The organism is Desulfobacula toluolica Tol2, assembly GCF_000307105.1.
Lineage (GTDB): Bacteria > Desulfobacterota > Desulfobacteria > Desulfobacterales > Desulfobacteraceae > Desulfobacula > Desulfobacula toluolica.
On the sequence record NC_018645.1, the window covers coordinates 962,159 to 982,743 of the forward strand.

The 20,585-nt window shown below is 42.2% G+C and carries 34 protein-coding genes; 1 reads left to right on the plus strand and 33 read right to left on the minus strand.

Translation table 11 applies throughout. The annotated features are described in order from the left end of the window. Positions 1-166: 166 nt before the first annotated feature. The 31 genes from TOL2_RS04500 to TOL2_RS04630 form a co-directional block, all read right to left on the minus strand. Positions 167-415: a glycoside hydrolase family protein gene (locus tag TOL2_RS04500; protein ID WP_041279255.1), complete on the minus strand. Its 249-nt coding sequence runs from the start codon at positions 413-415 to the stop codon at positions 167-169. Positions 416-432: 17 nt separating this feature from the next. Further along, entirely contained in the window at positions 433-810 is a 378-nt protein-coding gene (locus TOL2_RS04505; RefSeq protein WP_014956349.1) for a DUF1353 domain-containing protein, read from the minus strand. A 161-nt stretch (positions 811-971) separates the two neighbouring features. Next, entirely contained in the window at positions 972-1,946 is a 975-nt protein-coding gene (locus TOL2_RS04510) for an RpnC/YadD family protein (protein WP_014956350.1), read from the minus strand. A 120-nt stretch (positions 1,947-2,066) separates the two neighbouring features. Further along, the gene (locus tag TOL2_RS04515) at positions 2,067-2,291 is read right to left on the minus strand and encodes a type II toxin-antitoxin system HicA family toxin (RefSeq protein ID WP_014956351.1); all 225 of its coding nucleotides are present in this window, start codon (positions 2,289-2,291) and stop codon (positions 2,067-2,069) included. Further along, a complete protein-coding gene (locus TOL2_RS04520; protein WP_041279256.1) occupies positions 2,288-2,497 on the minus strand; it encodes a type II toxin-antitoxin system HicB family antitoxin in 210 nt (69 codons plus the stop codon). The genes TOL2_RS04515 and TOL2_RS04520 overlap by 4 nt, the downstream gene beginning before the upstream one ends. A gap of 320 nt (positions 2,498-2,817) precedes the next feature. Beyond that, positions 2,818-3,108 (minus strand): DUF2442 domain-containing protein, encoded by a 291-nt coding sequence (locus TOL2_RS24480; RefSeq protein WP_014956352.1) that lies wholly within the window; start codon positions 3,106-3,108, stop codon positions 2,818-2,820. Further along, a complete protein-coding gene (locus TOL2_RS24575; RefSeq protein WP_198408355.1) occupies positions 3,101-3,268 on the minus strand; it encodes a type II toxin-antitoxin system HicB family antitoxin in 168 nt (55 codons plus the stop codon). Before TOL2_RS24575 ends, TOL2_RS24480 begins: the two co-directional genes overlap by 8 nt. Positions 3,269-3,406: 138 nt before the next feature. Continuing rightward, positions 3,407-4,666 (minus strand): MBL fold metallo-hydrolase, encoded by a 1,260-nt coding sequence (locus TOL2_RS04530; protein WP_014956353.1) that lies wholly within the window; start codon positions 4,664-4,666, stop codon positions 3,407-3,409. 226 nt (positions 4,667-4,892) lie between these two features. Further along, positions 4,893-5,228 carry a HepT-like ribonuclease domain-containing protein gene (locus tag TOL2_RS04535; RefSeq protein WP_041279257.1) on the minus strand — a complete coding sequence of 112 codons (336 nt, stop codon included), beginning with the start codon at positions 5,226-5,228 and terminating at the stop codon, positions 4,893-4,895. Positions 5,229-5,361: 133 nt separating this feature from the next. Next, a complete protein-coding gene (locus tag TOL2_RS04540) occupies positions 5,362-5,778 on the minus strand; it encodes a glycoside hydrolase family protein (RefSeq protein WP_014956355.1) in 417 nt (138 codons plus the stop codon). A gap of 31 nt (positions 5,779-5,809) precedes the next feature. After that, the gene (locus TOL2_RS04545) at positions 5,810-6,097 is read right to left on the minus strand and encodes a DUF2442 domain-containing protein (RefSeq protein ID WP_014956356.1); all 288 of its coding nucleotides are present in this window, start codon (positions 6,095-6,097) and stop codon (positions 5,810-5,812) included. 4 nt (positions 6,098-6,101) lie between these two features. Beyond that, positions 6,102-6,359, minus strand: a complete 258-nt coding sequence (locus tag TOL2_RS04550; RefSeq protein WP_014956357.1) for a DUF4160 domain-containing protein — start codon at positions 6,357-6,359, stop codon at positions 6,102-6,104. Between the two features lie 322 nt (positions 6,360-6,681). Then, complete coding sequence (locus TOL2_RS04555) at positions 6,682-6,993, minus strand: type II toxin-antitoxin system RelE family toxin (protein ID WP_041279258.1); 312 nt, start codon at positions 6,991-6,993, stop codon at positions 6,682-6,684. Beyond that, complete coding sequence (locus TOL2_RS04560; protein WP_041279259.1) at positions 6,974-7,186, minus strand: hypothetical protein; 213 nt, start codon at positions 7,184-7,186, stop codon at positions 6,974-6,976. Before TOL2_RS04560 ends, TOL2_RS04555 begins: the two co-directional genes overlap by 20 nt. Before the next feature lie 249 nt (positions 7,187-7,435). Continuing rightward, positions 7,436-8,605 carry an IS4 family transposase gene (locus TOL2_RS04565; protein WP_014955937.1) on the minus strand — a complete coding sequence of 390 codons (1,170 nt, stop codon included), beginning with the start codon at positions 8,603-8,605 and terminating at the stop codon, positions 7,436-7,438. 185 nt (positions 8,606-8,790) lie between these two features. Next, the gene (locus TOL2_RS25380) at positions 8,791-8,964 is read right to left on the minus strand and encodes a DUF2442 domain-containing protein (RefSeq protein ID WP_232508066.1); all 174 of its coding nucleotides are present in this window, start codon (positions 8,962-8,964) and stop codon (positions 8,791-8,793) included. Continuing rightward, entirely contained in the window at positions 8,888-9,097 is a 210-nt protein-coding gene (locus TOL2_RS25385; protein ID WP_232508067.1) for a DUF2442 domain-containing protein, read from the minus strand. Before TOL2_RS25385 ends, TOL2_RS25380 begins: the two co-directional genes overlap by 77 nt. Positions 9,098-9,251: 154 nt before the next feature. Beyond that, positions 9,252-9,476: a type II toxin-antitoxin system HicA family toxin gene (locus tag TOL2_RS04575; protein ID WP_014956359.1), complete on the minus strand. Its 225-nt coding sequence runs from the start codon at positions 9,474-9,476 to the stop codon at positions 9,252-9,254. Continuing rightward, entirely contained in the window at positions 9,473-9,682 is a 210-nt protein-coding gene (locus tag TOL2_RS04580) for a type II toxin-antitoxin system HicB family antitoxin (protein WP_041279256.1), read from the minus strand. Before TOL2_RS04580 ends, TOL2_RS04575 begins: the two co-directional genes overlap by 4 nt. Before the next feature lie 83 nt (positions 9,683-9,765). Further along, on the minus strand, positions 9,766-10,752 hold the full coding sequence (locus TOL2_RS04585) for an RpnC/YadD family protein (protein WP_014956360.1): 987 nt from the start codon (positions 10,750-10,752) through the stop codon (positions 9,766-9,768). 131 nt (positions 10,753-10,883) lie between these two features. Further along, positions 10,884-11,075, minus strand: coding sequence for a hypothetical protein (locus TOL2_RS04590; protein WP_041279261.1), 192 nt, complete (start codon positions 11,073-11,075; stop codon positions 10,884-10,886). A gap of 147 nt (positions 11,076-11,222) precedes the next feature. After that, on the minus strand, positions 11,223-12,095 hold the full coding sequence (locus TOL2_RS04595) for a transposase (protein ID WP_014956361.1): 873 nt from the start codon (positions 12,093-12,095) through the stop codon (positions 11,223-11,225). 138 nt (positions 12,096-12,233) lie between these two features. After that, positions 12,234-12,569: a HepT-like ribonuclease domain-containing protein gene (locus TOL2_RS04600; RefSeq protein ID WP_041279262.1), complete on the minus strand. Its 336-nt coding sequence runs from the start codon at positions 12,567-12,569 to the stop codon at positions 12,234-12,236. After that, positions 12,559-12,858, minus strand: a complete 300-nt coding sequence (locus TOL2_RS04605; RefSeq protein WP_014956362.1) for a nucleotidyltransferase family protein — start codon at positions 12,856-12,858, stop codon at positions 12,559-12,561. The genes TOL2_RS04600 and TOL2_RS04605 overlap by 11 nt, the downstream gene beginning before the upstream one ends. Further along, positions 12,845-13,066 (minus strand): MBL fold metallo-hydrolase, encoded by a 222-nt coding sequence (locus TOL2_RS25390; RefSeq protein WP_083863870.1) that lies wholly within the window; start codon positions 13,064-13,066, stop codon positions 12,845-12,847. The genes TOL2_RS04605 and TOL2_RS25390 overlap by 14 nt, the downstream gene beginning before the upstream one ends. Further along, on the minus strand, positions 13,048-13,236 hold the full coding sequence (locus tag TOL2_RS25395) for a hypothetical protein (protein WP_232508068.1): 189 nt from the start codon (positions 13,234-13,236) through the stop codon (positions 13,048-13,050). The genes TOL2_RS25390 and TOL2_RS25395 overlap by 19 nt, the downstream gene beginning before the upstream one ends. 294 nt (positions 13,237-13,530) lie before the next feature. Then, a complete protein-coding gene (locus tag TOL2_RS04610; RefSeq protein WP_014956363.1) occupies positions 13,531-14,058 on the minus strand; it encodes a GNAT family N-acetyltransferase in 528 nt (175 codons plus the stop codon). After that, entirely contained in the window at positions 14,055-14,342 is a 288-nt protein-coding gene (locus tag TOL2_RS04615) for a type II toxin-antitoxin system TacA family antitoxin (protein ID WP_041279263.1), read from the minus strand. The genes TOL2_RS04610 and TOL2_RS04615 overlap by 4 nt, the downstream gene beginning before the upstream one ends. A gap of 197 nt (positions 14,343-14,539) precedes the next feature. Next, positions 14,540-14,857: a hypothetical protein gene (locus TOL2_RS04620; protein ID WP_014956365.1), complete on the minus strand. Its 318-nt coding sequence runs from the start codon at positions 14,855-14,857 to the stop codon at positions 14,540-14,542. Beyond that, positions 14,857-15,114: a hypothetical protein gene (locus TOL2_RS04625; protein WP_014956366.1), complete on the minus strand. Its 258-nt coding sequence runs from the start codon at positions 15,112-15,114 to the stop codon at positions 14,857-14,859. Before TOL2_RS04625 ends, TOL2_RS04620 begins: the two co-directional genes overlap by 1 nt. Positions 15,115-15,882: 768 nt before the next feature. Continuing rightward, positions 15,883-16,857, minus strand: coding sequence for an O-antigen ligase family protein (locus TOL2_RS04630; protein WP_148278050.1), 975 nt, complete (start codon positions 16,855-16,857; stop codon positions 15,883-15,885). Here TOL2_RS04630 and TOL2_RS24585 point away from each other — a divergent pair. Further along, positions 16,856-17,134, plus strand: a complete 279-nt coding sequence (locus tag TOL2_RS24585; protein WP_148278051.1) for a hypothetical protein — start codon at positions 16,856-16,858, stop codon at positions 17,132-17,134. The genes TOL2_RS04630 and TOL2_RS24585 overlap by 2 nt on opposite strands. Positions 17,135-17,214: 80 nt before the next feature. Here the strand turns inward: TOL2_RS24585 and TOL2_RS04635 are convergent, their stop codons facing one another. Next, positions 17,215-18,765: a tetratricopeptide repeat protein gene (locus TOL2_RS04635; protein WP_014956368.1), complete on the minus strand. Its 1,551-nt coding sequence runs from the start codon at positions 18,763-18,765 to the stop codon at positions 17,215-17,217. A gap of 70 nt (positions 18,766-18,835) precedes the next feature. After that, complete coding sequence (locus tag TOL2_RS04640) at positions 18,836-20,527, minus strand: bifunctional sulfate adenylyltransferase/adenylylsulfate kinase (protein WP_014956369.1); 1,692 nt, start codon at positions 20,525-20,527, stop codon at positions 18,836-18,838. Positions 20,528-20,585: the final 58 nt, after the last annotated feature.

The following is a 20,585-nucleotide window of genomic DNA, read 5'->3' on the forward strand; positions in this document are numbered from 1 at the left end:
GAACAGTAGTCAAGCAGAGGCTGGGGTCAGGCTTGGCTTGTTGGCTTATTGGGCAAGCAGGGTCTGACCTCGCTAACCTTTTGTTATTATAATTAATTTGTTTTAAAAAAGTCCAAATTTATCTCTTAAACCCCACTTTTTGGGGGCAAAAACAGCAGTTTAAGCATCAAGTTCGCTCATCATCTTCACAAGGGTTCTGGCCCGTTGTCCCACCTGGGTGTACCAGCGGGAGTCTTTCATCTCTGCGGCTGCCTGGATGAAATTTTGGTTTTTTACGGCGGTGATCATTTTTTTGGTTTCGACCAATGCCGATGGTCAGCTTGCCGGCCGGGCAATGGTAGGGTTTCAGTCTCAGGCCTTCGTGCTTTGTCAACTGCTCCGTCAGCTTCTCATGAAAATCTTTTTCAGTGTTCATGGGTTGCTCCTGTGGGGTCAGGGATGAGTTCCGGGGTGTTTTGTTTGCGGTTGCTGCGCCAGGCCCACCATCCGGGCCACGGTCAGGGTGGCCCAGCCCAGTGTATCAATGACAGCCATGCCGTTCACCGCTTTGCCCACATCCTTGAAAATGGTGTCCCAGAAGTGTTGGCCCTGGCCTTTGCCGTATTTGTAAATGGTGCCGTCGGCTTCCCAGGCCCAGAGATAGTCGTAGCGATACCCGAAATCGTGGATCAACCCGGGAATCAGCAGCAGGCCGATGGGTGAGAGTACGCCCCATAAAGGCCTGGGTATGGAGGCCCCGTCAAACAGAAAACCCCTGGGGATGATGATGCGCGGGCCGCTGTTGGGCAGGGAGTATTCCCAGTTTTCCATGACTTCCCACTGCCGCACCGTGGTTACCCAGCGCCATAGGCGCTTTGCTACACCACACCCTTTGGTGTCGATGGGGCAAGGTCTAAGTATTGGCATTTGGTGTATTTTTATGGGGTCAGGCTTGGCTTATTGGCTTATTGGCGGATGAAGTATTTGGGAAATCAGTGGTTATTTTCCAAATCAAGAAGATGCAAAGGAATTTCCACTTTTTCATTATTCAGTATTTTTTTAACCAGGGTTATATCCAGGTTAACAATTTTAGCGATCGTTTCCACAGGAAATCCTTGTTTTTTTGCGTTTTGGACCAGGGAAAATATCATTTTATTACCGGCCTCCTGTCTGCCTTCCTGTCTGCCTTCTTGTCTGCCTTCTTGTCTGCCTTCCTGCCTGCCTATTCTTTCAGCATTTGTAATATAAGGCATGTTTTTCTCCTTTTCATATTCTTTCAGATCTTCAAGAAAACGTTTTTCAAGCGCTTCGGGCAAAGTCAAGACCCAGTCGATAAAACTATACAGATTTAAAACCCCTGTTTTCGAATATCCTTTTTCGTATAAAAGCTTTGTCAGCTCTATTTTCCACTGCTTTCTCAATGAGTGGTCTTTTTTTGTTTCAAGCGCTTTTAAATGCGCCATTACCACTATGGCAAAAGGGTTATCCTGTCTCTTAAGATAAGCCCATTTGTCTTTATAATCAAGGAGTTTCGTTTTCAGGTAGTTCAGACTCATGGTGGAACCCCACATCCCGTATTGAAATTGGACAGGACGCCAGGAGGGAGAATCATCCGCCAGAATAGCCACACTGGTTACCGGTATTTTATACCTGTCATAAATTCGATAATTGTACACAAACATTCGTTCTGGAAAATCCAGGTTTCGTTGGGACTGTACCTCTATATGAATCAATATCCATTTTTTGGAATTATTTTTAAGGGTTACTTCTATGAGCTTATCAGTATGTTTTTGACCAACAACGGAATTTTTTGTCAGCTTCTGCAATTCTTTATCAAGAAATTTGATCTCTGTGCCCCAATCAATGTCTTTTTCCGATCCGGGAACAAAAAATTCCATGAACTGAGGGAAAAAAAATTCTATGATCTCTTTCCAGGGCGTGTCGTATGTTTGATTTTTTTTGTTCATGTTTTGGGTACTGGGTACTGGGTCAAAGCCGTTGGGGTCAGGCTTGGCTTGTTGGCTTATTGATGTTTTGCAAAGTCGCTATATGGCAGAAGTAAATCAAAAAAAGGGTTAACCCGTTACTTACATCAGCTTTAAAAGATCGTCCCGTGACAATTCACAATCACGAAGAATTTTTGTCAGCAATCCTGGACCAATTGTTTCTCCTGAATGTACAGGAATAACGGTTGACCGGCCATCAACATGCCTTAAAAAATGATGGCTTCCTTTAATTCTGATAACAGAAAATTTTATTGCCTTGAGCACTTTAATGAGCTGTTTGCCCTGTAATGATGGAGATTGTGTCATATAGGAACCGAAATTCTTTGAAATCCGATAAATTGATTGGGAATATCAATTTCATTAACTTCCACACACAATACAATAGCTTCCTTAATACGGTCTAATAAAACATCCATAGATTTTGCTTGTGTATGACAGCCTTTTAACTCTGGGACACTAGCGACATAAAAGCCCTTATTGTCCTGCTCAATTATGACATTAAATGTTCTCATAGTTTTGGTCCTCTATATTTAAACTGATCTATTGGGGTCAGGCTTGGCTTGTTGGCTTATTGGCGGATAAAGTATTCAGGAAATCAGTGGTTATTCTCCGAATCAAGAAGATGCACTTTGATGGGGTCTGACCCAGCTAAGTATTTGATGTTAAGGGCGAATCGTTCCAAAACACTGCGTTTTCACCCCTTAGAGTCCAGTTTTCAGGGGTATAATCAGCATCGTAAGCAGTTTGGGATTCACTAATTGCATAATTTTGGGAATTATCATTTTCCCTGGAACTTGAATCATTATATCCGCAAAATTCCCAGTCGATAAAACTATACAAATGTTCTTGATGCAAGCCATTTTTTAAAAGAAGATTGGCTTTCACCCGAAGGTCGGCCTGCAAGAATTCCTTCAATGCTTATGTCTTCGTCAATAGATTCCCAGTGTATACCATTTCCTTTTCCTATCAGCCTCCAATTCTTTCTTTCTTTCTCTGATGCATGTAATAACCTGGGATACCATGCTGTTGGAACAGATACAGTTCTACCGTCGTCAAGCTCCACGACCAGGCTGTCATTGGTAACAATGACGTTATTGGCATTAAGTGACTCTATTTTAATCATTTTTCATCTCTTTATATGCAAGGACCATCTCAGAAAGTGCATCCCTGAGCATGAAACGACACTCTTCAAGATTTTTCCCTTCTGTTATTACTTCCGGCCATTCTATGAGTTGCCCCATGTAACCCTTCTCAAGTTTTGTATATTTAGCAGTATAACTCATAAACATGATAATGTCCTTTCTTGATAAAATTGACCATGGACAATATTACATCATTTTTCATTTATTGTACAGATTTTAGCCCTGGGGTGGCTCTGGGGTCAGGCTTGGCTTATTGGCTTATTGTGAGGGGGCAAGGGTTCACAACCCCAGTGCCCGGGCAAGGGCATTGCGGGCGCTGTCTTCCCCATGGACCAGCCGGATTTCCCTGGGTGGGCAGGGCATGGATTTCACCCAGTTGACCAGCATGGTTTGATCCGCATGGGCGGAGTAACCGGTAAGGGTATGGATGCCTGCTTTGACCGGTGTTTGTTTTTCAATCATTCGCCTTCCAGGAGTGCCCTTTGCCTGGTATCCCACAAAAAATATGTCGTTTGCCGGATCATCCAGCCCGTGTTCCAGGTGATCTACGATGCGTCCGCCCGTACACATGCCGGAACCTGCAATGATTACGGCAGGGCCGTTGATGTCCATCAGTTTTTTATGATCCCGGTATTTTTCCACGGCATACAGATTTTTAAAATCAATGGGGTGGTCGCCCCTTGCCTTGAGAACTTTTGCCTCTTTATCCCAGAACGCTTCAAGATCTGAATAAATTTTTGTAATTTTAAGCCCAAGGGGGGAATCTATAAACACGGGAACCGTTATTTTGATCCTGTCCAGTTCATAAATCAGCTCCTGGGTTCTGCCAAGGGAAAACGCGGGGATATATACAATGCCGTTGTCGGCAAGGGCTTTATGGAGCAGCGTTTCCAACGCCTTGAACCTGTCTTTTCTGCCAGTGTGGTTTCGATCGCCATAGGTGGATTCCAGAATGAGAAGATCACAGGCCTCGGGCGGATCAGGGTCCGGCAGTATGGGGGTGTCCGTGCAGCCAAGGTCTCCTGAGAAAATTACTCGATAGTTATTGGACGGATGTTCGGGAAACGTGAACAGGATAAAGCAGGACCCCAGGATATGCCCGGCATTGCCCAGCTTGAAGGTGATTTCCTGTTTAAGGGAAAAGGTTTCATGAAGTTCAAACCCCCATGACAGGTCATCGATAATGTTTTCCAGGCGATGGATCTCTTTGTCTGATCTGTTGGAAAAAGACAGGGCGTCATGGAGCATGGGGATCAACAGGGCTTTAGTGGCGTGGGTGCAGATGATTTCGCCTTGGAACCCGGCATCAATCAGGTCGGGCACCCTGCCGATGTGGTCGATGTGGGCATGGGTTAAAAACAGGTAATCAATGTTTTCAGGTTGAACCGGAAACCGGTCAAGGGGTAGTTCCGGGTCATGGCCATAGGCCTTGCCGCAGTCCACAAGGATGTTGATACCGCCAGCGGAACCCGGTCGGGTCTGCACCAGATGGCAGGAGCCTGTGACACAGTTTTTTGCTCCTATGTGTGTGAGTCTCATGATTGGGTTTTGGAAGGTCGATCCCAATGTTTATTATGTGATAGGAGTATATTTTTCATAATATGATATATTGTAAAAGTTAATTTTGCATATCATAGTACGAAATACTGTGTGCGTCAAGTCCATCATCATGGGGTCAGGCTTGGCTTGTTGGCTTATTGGCGGATAAAGTATTTGGGAGATCAGTGGTTATTTTCCAAATCCAGATAAGTTTTGGGCCTGGCTTTCAGGCTTCAAAAGCTTGAAGTTTTTCCATTAAGACAGGCAAATCTTTCTTAATGGTATTCCACAGCACATCATTATCAACGCCGAAATATTCATGGATAAGAATATTTCGCATTCCTTTCATCTGATACCAGGGAATATCTACATACAAATCCTGGATTTCCTGAGGTACATTCGCAGCAGCTTCTCCTATTATTTCAAGATTTCTAATAACAGCATCAATTGTCTTCTGATCTTTCATCCAGCCATCGTAATTTAAATCCTTCACATAATGGAATATTCGATCCAATGCTTCGATGATGTCTTCAATTCGAAATTTCCAACTTCTAGGCGACATGCACAGCATCCCTTAAAATAGAATCACCAAGCAGGGTCTGACCTCGCTAACCTTTTGTTATTATAATTAATTTGTTTTAAAAAGGTCCAAATTTATCTCTTAAACCCCACTTTTTGGTGGCAAAAACAGCAGTTTAAGCATCAGGTTCACTCATCATCTTCACAAGGGTTCTGGCCCGTTGTCCCACCTGGGTGTACCAGCGGGAGTCTTTCATCTCTGCGGCTGCCTGGATGAAATTTTGGTTTTTTACGGCGGTGATCATTTTTTTGAAGTGTCGGAATCGGTTGGGTCCCAGGTTAAACCGCATATCCACCAGAACCCGGCGAACGGGTTCCGGCAGTAGATCAAAGGCCTGGAAGATGGTTTTTAGATCTTGAATGCACTCCTGAATATCATTTTTAAGCAGCATCAGTGCTTCTTTTTCCGTGATGCCTTTGTCCTCAAGATTTCTGCCGACCCCGATGGTGAACTTGCCGGCAGGGCAATGGTATGGCTTTAATCTCAGGCCTTCGTGTTTTATCAACTGATCGGCTATTTTTTTATGATTCATGTTATGGGTCTTGGCTTGTTGGCTTATTGAATTAGTTAATGTATCCCCATTTTTTAAATTGATCTTGTAGATTTGGTATATTTTTAAATGCCTGAAAATATAGATATTCAGGTGCTAAATCTGCGCCATTAGGCCATACAATTGTATCTAATTCGTGATCAATTTTAAATTGTGAAAATATTTTTTTATTTTTTAAAGGATCAAAAACAGTTCCTTGTAAAGATTGACTCAAATCGACTATTCCCTTTTTCCCGTCATTAAATGAAACTTCGATACGATAATTTTCTAAATATTTGGCATCGGTAACATGTAAAATCATTTTTTTACTCCAATGGTTCGATTTGTTTAGGCATTTCCTTATTTCGACACAATTCCCAATTTTCAGACAATGCATCTTTATGTATTTCATACCATTCAAGTAATAATTTTAAAGCTCTTCGAGGAAATTTTCCCTCAATAACCCCGGTTTCAATATTCACAGTTATTTCATATTCTCCATACTTCGCATGAAAATGAGGTGGCAAATGATCATTCCAATACATTGAAATTATGATTCCGAGAAATCTGCTGATCACTGGCATTTTGTGGGTCCTTACTTTGGTACTTTGGGGTCAGGCTTGGCTTATTGGCGGATAAAGTATTCAGGAGATCAGTGGTTATTCTCAAAATCAAGAAGGTGCAAGCAGGGTCCAAGCAGGGTCTGACCCAGCTAACCTTTTGTTATTATAAGTAATTTGTTTTAAAAAAGTCCAAATTTATCTCTTAAACCCCACTTTTTGGGGTCAAAAACAGCATTGTAAGCATTTAATCCCGTATCCGGAGCACCTGGGGTCAGGCTTGGCTTAGGGGTAAAGTACCCTTTATCAGGGTCAATTATTGGATTTCGATCGCTGCATAACAGATTCAAGTTGATTTCATTAACAAAATTCTTTTCAATGCTATACGGTAGACTTCCATATCTTCCCGTTTATCAATGGCAATGATTTTAATTGTTTGTCCACTTTCATGATAGACAATCCTGATTTGCTTCCTGACTGCGTACAGTTTAAAATAGCCTTCAAGATTGATACCGGCTTTGTTGCCAAGGGGAGCACCATACTTTGGATTTTGTTCCAACTTGACAAGCTGTTTCAAAACTTGCTTTTTTACACTGCCATCCAGCTTGTTAAAGTCCGCATGGGCCTCTGGAATCAGTTCAACTTTCCAGGTCTGCACGGGTTAAGCCCTCTGCATCTATCAAATCATCCAGATTAAGCGTTGATTTAGTATCTCTGCGTTCTTTTATAATTCCGGCAAGGTAGATATGTTCAAGAATATCTTTTGCCTTCTCTGTTCGCTCCCACTCGTCAAAAGGAATGATTACGGCTGTTTTATTGCCTTTGATATCTGTCACAAATTGTGTTCCCATGATTAACCTCTATCAAATTTTTTATAACTATTGCATTATAACCCGCCATACTTTGAAAATAAAGCTATTCGGGGTCTATTCGGGGTCTGACCCAGCTAAGTATTTGTTGCTAAAGGGGAATCGTTCCAAAACACTGCGGTTTCATCCCTTAGAGTCCAGTTTTCAGGGGTATAATCAGCATCGTAAGCAGTTTGGGATTGACTAATTGCATAATTTTGGGAACTATCATTTTCCCTCAGTGATGTCCGGTTAGGTTTTTGCTTGCTTTAAATTTTTTTGATCTTTGACAATATTGTTCCCATTGGAATTACCCCGGTCCAGATTCTGGCCATTCATCAGTTCGTTCAAAATTGTGGTCCTCAATTGCCGGACCCTTTTGATTGATACTTTTTCATTAAACTGTTCCTGGCAGTATATGGCCATCAGTAAATATGTGATAAGGCCTCCGAGTATCTGAACCATGAGACCATACTCACTGCGGGCTATGAGATGGTAAACTTTTAAGTGTTCTTTCCACCATTTGAAAAAATTTTCAATGGTCCACCTGAGTTTATAAACACTTGCCACTTGTTCCGCCGTTAAATCATGTCGGTCTGTTGCAACATAATATTTAACCCCGGAAATCTCATAGCCGACCACCCGTACCGGATTTTTTGTCTGGTTTTGATTTGGTGTGCCAAGCAGCGTTGCGGCATCATAGAATACATGGCTGTCGGGTTTGATAGCATTTTGTTTAACTATTGTCCTGGTTGTTCTTGCTTTAATACGGCAGACAAAGTGTTTGCTCTCTTCCTGGAGGAGATCAAAATCTTTATGAGATTGATAACCCCGGTCCATGACACCAGTTTGCCCTTTAGAAAGGATGCGGCTCACAAAAGGGCGCTCTCCGCCGTTACCTTCAGTCAGGAATATTTTATTTGGAATGCCGTGATTGATATCAAATCCACAATGCGCTTTGGCCTTTTTAGAATTTTTTCTGTAGTCAGCCCAGTGCATTGAGAGTACAGCATCAATCAAACTGCCATCAATAGAGACTAAATCACCTAATTCAGCGTGAGCTTTTGGTAGCACGCCCACTGCCTGGTTATAGAGATTTTCGAAGATGAACTGTAATTGCTCAAGGCCCCGTCCATTTATTATTTCAGAGAAGCTGCTTCTGCTAATTCCACCATCGGGAGCGATGTTTTGTTTGGCAAATTCATTTTCATCCAGATCTTGAATCAGATGTCGGGCGGATTTGTGCTCTTGGAGGTGGAAGTATACCAGAGCGTTTAATTGATCTTCAAAGGTCATTTTTAATGGACGGTCTCCTCGTGAGTGTAGTTCGGGTGCAAGTGTGAGCAACTTTACCAAAGGGAACTTGAACTTGTCAAAAGTCAGGGACTGAATTTTATGTTTAGGGATTGAGATATGCGCCATGTTGGGTCTCCTTGAAAATTAAATTTTTTCAAGGCGCGCCAAAATTTTTGCGCACATTTGTCAACAAAAAAACGACAATATTGGCTATAAAATCGAACTTTTTTTCATGCAAAAAACTAACCGGACATCACTGATTTTCCCTGGAACTTGAATCATTATATCCGCAAAATTCCCAGTCGATAAAACTATAAAAATGTTCTTGATGCAAGCCATTTTTTAAAAGAAGATTGGCTTTCACCCGAAGGTCGGCCTGCAAGAATTCCTTCAATGCTTATGTCTTCGTCAATAGATTCCCAGTGTATACCATTTCCTTTTCCTATCAGCCTCCAATTCTTTCTTTCTTTCTTTCTCTGATGCATGTAATAACCTGGGATACCATGCTGTTGGAACAGATACAGTTCTACCGTCGTCAAGCTCCACGACCAGGCTGTCATTGGTAACAATGACGTTATTGGCATTAAGTGACTCTATTTTAATCATTAAAGTAGTCATTCCAGGCCTCCATTAACTTTAATTGATGTTTTTTGGCAATTGATAAAATCCGGTTAATTTCAGATCTGGGGTCAGGCTTGGCTTGTTGGCTTATTGATGTTTTGCAAAGTCGCTATATGGCATAAGTAAATCAAAAAAAGGGTTATCCCGTTACTTACATCAGCTTTAAAAGATCGTCCCGTGACAATTCACAATCACGAAGACTTTTTGTCAGCAATCCTGGACCAATTGTTTCTCCTGAATGTACAGGAATAAAGGTTGACCGGCCATCAACATGCCTTAAAAAATGATGGCTTCCTTTAATTCTGATAACAGAAAATTTTATTGCCTTGAGCACTTTAATGAGCTGTTTGCCCTGTAATGATGGAGATTGTGTCATATAGGAACCGAAATTCTTTGAAATCCGATAAATTGATTGGGAATATCAATTTCATTAACTTCCACACACAATACAATAGCTTCCTTAATACGGTCTAATAAAACATCCATAGATTTTGCTTGTGTATGACAGCCTTTTAACTCTGGGACACTAGCGACATAAAAGCCCTTATTGTCCTGCTCAATTATGACATTAAATGTTCTCATAGTTTTGGTCCTCTATATTTAAACTGATCTATTGGGGTCAGGCTTGGCTTGTTGACTTATTGGCGGATAAAGTATTTGGGAAATCAGTGGTTATTTTCCAAATCAAGAAGATGCAAAGGAATTTCCACTTTTTCATTATTCAGTATTTTTTTAACCAGGGTTATATCCAGGTTAACAATTTTAGCGATCGTTTCCACAGGAAATCCTTGTTTTTTTGCATTTTGGACCAGGGAAAATATCATTTTATTACTGGCCTCCTGCCTGCCTTCCTGTCTGCCTTCTTGTCTGCCTTCCTGTATGCCTTCTTGTCTGCCTTCCTGCCTGCCTATTCTTTCAGCATTTGTAATATAAGGCATGTTTTTCTCCTTTTCATATTCTTTCAGATCTTCAAGAAAACGTTTTTCAAGCGCTTCGGGCAAAGTCAAGACCCAGTCGATAAAACTATACAGATTTAAAACCCCTGTTTTCGAATATCCTTTTTCGTATAAAAGCTTTGTCAGCTCTATTTTCCACTGCTTTCTCAATGAGTGGTCTTTTCTTGTTTCAAGCGCTTTTAAATGTGCCATTACCACTATGGCAAAAGGGTTATCCTGTCTTTTAAGATAAGCCCATTTGTCTTTATAATCAAGGAGTTTCGTTTTCAGATAGTTCAGACTCATGGTGGAACCCCACATCCCGTATTGAAATGGGACAGGACGCCAGGAGGGAGAATCATCCGCCAGAATCGCCACACTGGTTACTGGTATTTTATACCTGTCATAAATTCGGTAATTGTACACAAACATTCGTTCTGAAAAATCCAGGTTTCGTTGGGACTGTACCTCTATATGAATCAATATCCATTTTTTGGAATTATTTTTAAGGGTTACTTCTATGAGCTTATCCGTATTTTTTTGGCCAACAACGGAATTTTTTGTCAGCTTTTGCAGTTCTTTATCAAGAAATTTGATTTTTGTGCCCCAATCAATGTCTTCTTCCGATCCGGGAACAAAAAATTCCATGAACTGAGGGAAAAAAAATTCTATGATCTCTTTCCAGGGCGTGTCGTATGTTTGATTTTTTTTGCTCATGTTTTGGTTACTGGGTGCTGGGTCAAAGCCGTTGGGGTCAGGCTTGGCTTGTTGGCTTATTGCGGGGTAACTATTGATCCACGAATGACACGAACAAGAAGTAAAAAAATATTTTCACCCAACACGTTTTCTCAAAATTCTGTAAAAACTTCGTCTCTTGACAAAAATTTGAAATCCTTTGATTCAGCAGCTTTTTTTCTTGTTAATAATTCCTGCCCTTCATCGTTAAGCAAAATGCAAAGCGTCTCAATCTCTTTTACATCCATATTATTTATCATCCCTGCAATATTTTCTATAGAAATCTCAATGCTCACTTGTGCCATAATTTTACCCCTCTATGGTTCTTTTTTTGCCCTTTGTCATCAAATACAATGCAAAGAGTTTTAATTTTTTTCATATCCATATTGTAATAACCTCAGACGGTAAAGTCAAATTCAACAGGGGGAGTAGGTAAGCAGGGTCTGACCCGGCTAATTGTCTGTTGCTAAAGGGCAATCGTTCCAAAATACTGCATTTTCACCCCTTAGAGCCCACTTTTCAGGGGTAAAATCAGCATCGTAAGCGGTTTGGGGTTCACTAATTACATAATCCCGGGGATGGTCATTTTTCCTTGAACTCGAATCAGTGTTGACTCTGATTTGACCATATTGTTTAATCTTAAAGGAAGGAGCCGGCAATGCCTTGATTTTATATTGTCTTCCAAATTTGTGTTGATTCTGTTCGATATATTGTCGGCTTCCCACTGCCAGGTTACTGGTCCATAAACTTTCCCGCTTCAAGCAGTCATGCTGCAACGTGTACTCAACCAAATCTTCATAATATGTTCTGAATTCATCCGGGTCAGTTATGCCACAGCAGGAAAGCAGGGCTTTTCGATCAATCAATCGATACCGCCTGGGAGGATCTAAAATTTCATTATATCCGCAAAATTCCCAGTCCTTTGGATGTGTTACTGCGCCTGCTCGAACCATATTCAACTCAATATACGCCATGCATCTTAACAGGTGAACCCCATTTTCAATGGCGGTGGTATAAAAACGATCTTCCCAGAAAGCACCTTTGCGGTTTTTCCGCCTGTTGTATGCCTGCCCTGTGGCGCCGGACACCAGCTGCATGCTTTTGGAGATAATCTCTTTGCGACTGTCCACGGCCAGCAGATGGATATGGTTGCATGTAACGGCATAGGTAATCACTTTGAGGCCATAGCGTTTTTTAGCCTTAAAAAGCCAGTCCCTCCAGGCTTTTCTGTCCTTTTCAAATTTTAAAAGGTGTTCTTTTTTGTGGCATCTGTGGGTGATATGCCACAAAAAACCCGGAATATGGATTCTTTTTCTACGCGGCATGGTTACATCCATTGGATAGCTGGGGTCCTGGGGTTACAGCCGTTGGGGTCAGGCTTGGCTTGTTGGCTTATTGGCGGATAAAGTATTTGGGAGATCAGTGGTTATTTTCCAAATCCAGATAAGTTTTGGGCCTGGCTTTCAGGCCTCAAAAGCTTGAAGTTTTTCCATTAAGACAGGCAAATCTTTCTTAATGGTATTCCACAGCACATCATTATCAACGCCGAAATATTCATGGATAAGAATATTTCGCATTCCTTTCATCTGATACCAGGGAATATCTACATACAAATCCTGGATTTCCTGAGGTACATTCGCAGCAGCTTCTCCTATTATTTCAAGATTTCTAATAACAGCATCAATTGTCTTCTGATCTTTCATCCAGCCATCGTAATTTAAATCCTTCACATAATGGAATATTCGATCCAATGCTTCGATGATGTCTTCAATTCGAAATTTCCAACTTCTATGCGACATGCACAGCATCCCTTAAAATAGAATCACGGAGTTGTTTTTTTAAGGCATTTTCTGTTACAAGATCGACCGGACGTCCAACAATAACTTCCAGATATTGTTTTAAATCAATGAATCCAAAAAGGCCGGGTGTGGTTTTAAATCTGATTAATATATCAATGTCACTATCAGATTTTGCTGTGCCTTTTGATATGGAACCGAAAATTGACATTGACTCAACAGAGAATTTTTCTTTTATAATATCTTTATGAGCTTCAATTGTTTTGATTATATTACGATCAATTTGGGTCATGATATCTCCTCATATTTTCAATGGAGTATTGCCATGAACAGAAACAGATATGCGTGCAATATCCCCAACTTTGGCGTAAATGCGGTGACTTCCCTATGGCTTTGGTTGCGTGAGTGCAGATGATTTCGCCCTGGAACCCGGCATCAATAAGCTCGGGTACTCTGCCGATGTGATCGATGTGGGCATGGGTTAAAAACAGGTAGTCGATGTTTGCGGGTTGAACCGGAAATTGGTCAAAGGGGGCAGTTCCGGGTCATGGCCATAGGCCTTGCCGCAGTCCACAAGGATGTTGATACCGCCGGGTGAATCTGGACGGGTCTGCACCAGATGCCAGGAGCCTGTGACACAGTTTTTTGCTCCTATGTGTGTGAGTCTCATGATTGGGTTTTGGGGGGACTATAGTTTGGGATGCAGATTTCTATATAAACTTCAAATAGTTAGTTGTTCAGGCACAGGTTCCTGACAATATAGCTCCGCCCTGTCGGTTACAAAGAACTATGTTCCCGATTAAAATACTATATTTTTAGTTAAGAAATATAGTTACTATGCTATGTTTCTCTTTTTGTAAAGGACTTTTTTTGGTCAAGCTTGGCTTGTTGGCTTGTTGTGTGATTTTATAGCATGTTTTTTTTCATTTTCATGCCGGGTGAAAGCAGATAACCGGGTAACAGGTTAATGGTGGCTGGGTTTTGGTTTGTCTTCAAAAGATTTTAAAGGCAGAAACAGTCTTGGGCTGTCATCGGTTAAGCGAGCAAACCCGAATTGCTCATAAAATCCTCTGGCATTGTCGTTAATGGCATCCACAATCATGGCATAGATTGCAATCTGCGCACTGACCGACAGGGTTCGCCTAATGGCATCTACCACCAGCATTTTACCGATACCGTATCCCTGAGCATTTTTGCTGACCGCCAACCTTCCAACCAAAGCAGCGGGAATCGGATGCTTCGGCAACTTTTGGGCCAGCTTTTTCGGCAATTGGCTCAGTTCAATGGATAATGTACTCAGGCTGTAATACCCCATCACTGCTTTGGGCCTGTCTGGCAGTGATGCAACAAAAAGACGACTGATGCGGCGTCTGATATCCTGCCCTGCCTGCTTATGAATATAATGATCCAGCGGCTCTATATTACAATGAAAGCCTGCTCTATCATGGGCGGCGTTCAGCGGCCCTATAACCAGATTCCGGTAATTGGTCATTTGCTGATGACGCGTTTATCATACTCTTCAAAGCTTGCGGTCAATTTTTGATTAAAACGCACTGGCTCAGCCAGGGCATCAAAGAAGATCCTTGAATCTTTTGTATTCAATGTCATCATCTGATGTTCCTGTACTGTTTCCGCTGCACGCTCCAGGGCACAGGTCAGTATAAAATGACTGACTGTCTTGCCCTCAAAACCTGCCGCAAGATCTATAAGGCGTTTTGCACTGCTTTTTATACGAAGATTGATCCGTTCGTTTTTATTTTGAGTTGCTGCATCCATGGTAGAATCCCCTGAGTTTTTATAAAAAATCGTCAAGAAAACCCCTGACTCTTCAGCTTATGAGGGTGTTGACTTACATTTACACACTGCATAAATGTACATCATAACGGTGCCTTTGTCAAATATTGGCTCTGGGGTGGCTCTGGGGTCAGGCTTGGCTTGTTGGCTTATTGGTGTTTTGCAAAGTTGGATAAACTTTAAGATTTTGTGCTGTATGCTTCATCATGTGGACCCATCAGTACAAATCGAATGGTTTCATCGGCAGTTGTTGAACAATCGGAACAGGCTACAAACGCTGAATTACCTTTTTTTCTGCAAGAGGCACAATACAAATAAATGATGATAAAGTTGCGCTTGAGCGGACATGAATAAAACCCTCGGAAATTGCCCTTCAGAGGTTCACCCAGTTCAACGGGGTGTTCCATTATCTGGCGAACTTTCTGTTCAATCTGCTTCTTGATACCGGAATGCTTTTTAACCGCTTTCAGAAAGGCTTTTTCAAATTGAGCTTTCATCAATCGCCAAAAACATCTTCAAAAGTATGCCATTGGGAGGTGCCGTTACGAAGATTGGATTGCACATCAAGCAGTGCTTTAGAAAAATCAGGGTTAGAGAGGATGATCTCCATACTGTCTCCCTGAGAATGCCTCTTGAGTGCCAGAACAAATTGCGTCACCACATCTGCCATTGTGGTTCTATTTTCTTGAACATATACCTTTACAAAATCTGCCAGATCCTGATCAATGCTTATATTTAAACGTGTTTTGGGCATGGTGAGCCTCCTTCTTGTTTCATTGTTCCTAATATACACCCATGAGGAGCAGCAGTCAAGCAGGGGCTGGGGTCACCCATTAAAAGGTACTTGTCAAGAGAATAAACCCCGCCATTACAAAAAAGTTTGTTTTTTTGTCAAGTTGTTTCCTAAAATGTCAGGGTCTGACCCAGCTAAGTTGTTATTATTAAAGACTAATTGATTCAAAAAATCTCGATTTCATTTCTTAAAATCCACTTTTAGGGGGCAAAAACAGCGTTGTAAGAATTCTATTGGAGGTCAGGCCTGCGTTGTTGTCGTCCTTAGAAGGTAGCGTATCCAATGTCATCATAATGAGCAACAATGCTGACTGTGATTACGCAGACGGAATCAGATTTTTTATCTTATGCACAAAAAAATTTTCACTCCACAAGCTCAGACTATACTGCTCCGACGGTCTGAGAAATCGTTGAACATCAGCTGCTGCAGTCTGCCAGTCAATGCTGGATGCTTTTCGGGTCAACTCATGTTTCAGCCATTTTATATTTAGATCTATTTTCTGGTTTGCCCATGGTCCCCACTGAATCGGAAAATCTTGTCATTCCATATAAAATCCGCAGGCTGGTAACTCCCTGGAATCCCGCCACTTCAAAAAAATCGGCACGCCACAAACCTTAGCAGTATAACTCATAAACATGATAATGTCCTTTCTTGATAAAATTGACCATGGACAATTTTACATCATTTTTCATTTGTTGTACAGATTTTAGCCCTGGGGTGGCTCTGGGGTCAGGCTTGGCTTATTGGCTTATTGTGTGATTTCATACTGTCCTGGACAGCAATTCCTGCTAAAATTGAGAACAATAAAGCATTGGCCGGGATGTTCAGATTAAAATCACTGAAGCTGTGGATAAGTATGGCAAACACACCTGCCATGGCACCAAGGGCAAACCCTCTTTTCTGGCGGCTGTGGCTTGTAAGTTTTTGAAAGCCTGATCTGAAAAAACAGAATAGTGTGAAAATCATTATTGGGATTAGTAAAATTCCAGTCTCTGAAATAAAATGCAGATAATCATTGTGTGCGTACCGGAACAACACAGCATATCCTGGAAGCTGATAGGCAGGGTATTCCACGGCAAAGCTGTCAGGGCCTGTCCCGATCATAAGATTCTCTTTGATCTGATCAATAGCTCCCTGCCAGCATCGTATCCGGCTGCTTAGCGTGTCTACCGGGTCCTGCTGGGTCAGGGTGGTAATTCTTTGAACAACCGGCAGGCTTGAAAGGATAAACAGAGAAATAATTGTAACACTGATTCCAATTGTCAGAATCACCTTTTTGTGGACATAGTCTTTTTGAGCTAACAATACACCTGCTATAAACAGTATGGCAGTTATTGTAGACACCCATCCTCCCCTGGACAGGGTGAATGCCTGGCTTGTCAGAAGAAATATAATAACAAGGATCATGCCTGTTGTTATTTCAAGGCTTCTTTGTCTGGTGATGAAAAGCACTGTTAACATGGGGATTGCCATGTCGAGGAACCCTGCCATGTGATTGCGGTTAACATAGGGGCCTGCAAAAGAATTGTTGTATCCCGGGTAGTCCCACCAAGGGAAAGGGTTTATATCTAATTGTTTTAGTATGGCGATAATGGAGATCAGGATGGCGGTTGAGATGATCACATATACCAGGATGCGCTGCTGTTTTCTGGTTTGAATGCTTGACAGGGTTATAAAATAGGCGGCTATGTATGTGAGCAGCATGAAAAGACCTTCAAGGGCAAAAGGTTTGTGGGTTGAAAATATAAACGACAATATGCACAAAAGGATTATAGCTGTTATGGGCTTGGTTAGTGGGTATTGGGTGCTGGATAGTGGGTTTTGGATGCTGGTGAGTGGGTATTTGTTATTGGGTTTTGGGTGCTGGATTAGTTGGAAGATGGCTGCCAGTATGATGCCAATCTGGATGATGGTTGTTGCCCATGGATGGACTGATCCCTTTGCCAGGGGAGAGAAGACTATCAGGGAGCAGATTATGTAAAAAGGTATGTTCATAAGGTCATGTTCCAGTCGTTTAATTCCAGAAGGCAGCAGAATTGTTTTCCGCTGTCTTACTTGTTGCTATTTATGGCTTAGAAGTCTTTTTTGCAGGTCTTTATAGTTCTGCTTATCCGGAGCAAGGTCAATGGCCTTTTGGATATAGGCCAGCCCTTCCTTGAAAAGTCCTTCCTGCTCATGGGCCAGGGCAATCCTATAGGCAAAACCACTGTGTTTATGGTTTATACTGAAGGCTTTTTTCCAGTCCTCGGCAGCGTCAGCATATTTTTTCTGGCTCCATCTGGTCCAGGCCCGGTAATTATAAAAGTTAGAGTTTTCTTTGGGGCTGTGCTGGATTGTCTTTGTGGCGACTTCTTCGGCATGGGCATATTTTTTCTGGTTATTTAAGGCCTGGGAAAGCAGATAGTAATAATAGGGATTATCCGGATCAAGCCGGGTGGCCTTCTGGCTTGCGATTTCCATCTGGTCCCAGTCTTTTTCTTTTTGGGCTGTCTGTGCCAGAAGATAATAGGCTGGTGCATAGGGTTCTGCTGCAATGATTTGGATCAGCCTTGCTTTCCCAAGTTGGGGCTGACCCTTGTCGATCCAGCATCTGGCAACGAGCATATCCAGGTTCCGGTTTCCCAGGTTGTTCTCCTGGAGATAAACGGAAAAATTTAAAAATTTTTCAAACAGTTTTTCCCTTTTAAAGACTGTATAAATCCGGTTGATGGTGGAATTTGAATTTTCAGTTAATAAAAGACTTTTTTTAAAAGCATCAAACCCTTTTTCATATTGTTTGTTTTTTAAATACAGCTGTCCCATATGGATATGGTCATAGTATGAATTTGAAGACGGCGTATGATTCAGAAGATCTGTGTAATAAGAAATGGATTTTTCAAAGTCATTTTTTGTTGCATATATATCAGCAAGTGCTTTTAATGCATCCCTTGGCAGAATTTCTTTTGCAATTGCCTGGTGAAGTCCCTGTTCAATGTAAGGCAGCAGGTCATCAGTATAAAAGTCCTCTTTTTTCAGATTCCTGTATGATGGAGGATGAATTTCCATCATATATTGGACAAGTTCGGGAATTTTTGCTTTCAATCCCTTGTATTGCAGATATCTCACATATGCATACCGTACCGTTATACCGGCAGGTCTTAAGTTAAGAGCTTTCTGGTAAAAGGTGTCGGCATTATAGGGGTTGTTTTTTTTGGGATAAAGCCATGCGTAAGCTTTTTCCAATCCTTCGTAGGTTCGTGTGAGCCAGTATGAGTTGATATAGTGTTCAGGTTCTATTTTATCTGCTTTATCAAGATAAGATTTTGCTTTGAGCAATATATCAAATGGGGCAGGGGATAAGCCCTGTTCTTTCCACTCTTTTATGGCCAGCTGATATAATGCCTGTCCATGATTGGTATAGATTCTGAACAGATCTGCCTGGGCAAACCAGTTCTCAATTGATTTGGGCATGGCCTGTTCTGCCCGTTTAAAATGATCAATAGCCTGGGTGTAGTTTTTTAACTTAAATTGGTTGATCCCTTCCTGGTATAAAAACCTGGGCCACAACAGGGAACAGCAGATGATGAGCAGGGTTGATAAAACACAGATCAGTAAGAGTTTAAGCTGTTTCATATTGGAAGCAAGCCTTCTGCTTTTTTTTCAATAAGCCAATAAGCCAAGCCTGACCCCATCAATGACCCCATCAAATGAATCCTTTACGGCTTATATAGAGCATGACTTGCTGGGCAGCTTCATCCGGTGTCAGGCTTGTGGTGTCAATTCGAAGTTCCGGATTGGTTGGATCTTCGTAAGGATCATCAACGCCGGTAAAGCCTTTTAAAAGTCCGGCTCTTGCTTTGGCATACATGCCTTTTCTGTCGCGTTTTTCACATTCCGTAATAGGAGTTGCAACATGGACTTCAAAAAAACCGCCGTGGGCTTCAATGGATTGTCTGATCCGGGTTCGGGTTTTTTCATAGGGTGCTATGGGAGCGCAGATTGCAACGCCCCTGTTTTTGGTGATTTCCGCTGCCACAAACCCGATTCGGTTGACGTTGATGTCCCGGTGTTCCTTGGAAAAGTTGAGTTCAGAAGAAAGGTTTCTTCGGACAATATCCCCGTCCAGAAGAGTGGCCGGTCTTGTTCCGATTTCAAGAAATTTTGAATAAAGAATCTTGGCAATGGTGGATTTGCCCGCACCTGACAGCCCTGTACAAAATATGGTCAACCCTTGTTTTGACGGCGGAGGATAGGACTTTTGAAGCTCCTGGATCACTTCCGGGAAGGTTGCCCAGTCCGGCACTCGTTTGCCGTTCCTGATTCTTTTCTGGATATCGGTTCCGTTAAAGGAAATGGTGTCAGTGTTCTTTGGTACCTGGCCTGCAATTTTGTATTCATCTTCAAAGGGAAGATAGACCATCTCTTTGAATGTGACGGTCTCAACATTCAGTTCTCTGGTGATTTCCCTTGTCAATTCTATGGCCTCGTCATATTTATAAAACGGGGTGTTGCCGCTGTCATTGCCCGGGGAGGCATGGTCGTGGCCAATCACAAAATGGGTGCAGCCAAAATTTTTCCCTATGATCATGTGGAGGATTGCTTCCCTGGGGCCTGCCATTCTCATGGCCAGGGGCAGCAGGTTGAGAACATAGGTGTCAGGAGGATAGTGAGCCGCCACTTTCTGGTAGCACCGCATACGGGTAAAATGGTCAAAGTCTCCCGGTTTTGTAACCCCTGCTATGGGGAGTAACAATAGATTGGCACGGGCTTTCTGCATGGCCTGGATGGTCATCTCAAACTGGGGCCGATGGATTGGCTGCCGGGTCTGGAAACCCACGATACGTTTCCATCCAAGTTTTGCAAATGTTTTTTGCACTTCTGCCGGAGTGTTTCTGATCTGTTTAAAATCCGAGTGGATTGGAAGGTTTACGGCCTGGATTTCACCACCGATATAGGTTTTGCCGGATTTGTTGTACAGATAGTCAACGCCAGGGTGGGATTTGTCCAGGGTACCGTATATGGCCATGGCCTCTTTTTCCATGTCCAGGGGCCAGATGTCTTCGATGTTCATGATGCCCAGAAGAAATCCTTCCGGGTCCCTCAAGGCCACAGACTGTCCGGTTTCAAGGGTACACGCAAGGCTGTCCTGAATATCCAGGCAGATGGGAATCGGCCACAGCTCTTTGGATTCCAGGCGCATGCGGTCCAGAACGGATTCATAATCAATCTGTTTCATAAAGCCTTTTAAAGGAGAGAACACTCCTGTTGCAAGCAGTTCAAAATCACAGATCTGCCGGTCATTTAAAATAACATCCGGCATGGAAGATGACAGTTTTTTTAAAACAGATTGCTGTTCATGGGAAACAAGAAGATTGACCAATGGATCAGGGTTCATTTTTTTGCCTGGTTATATTTCTTATTCGGTTTGCTGCTTTATCCGGTTTTGTTGTTTT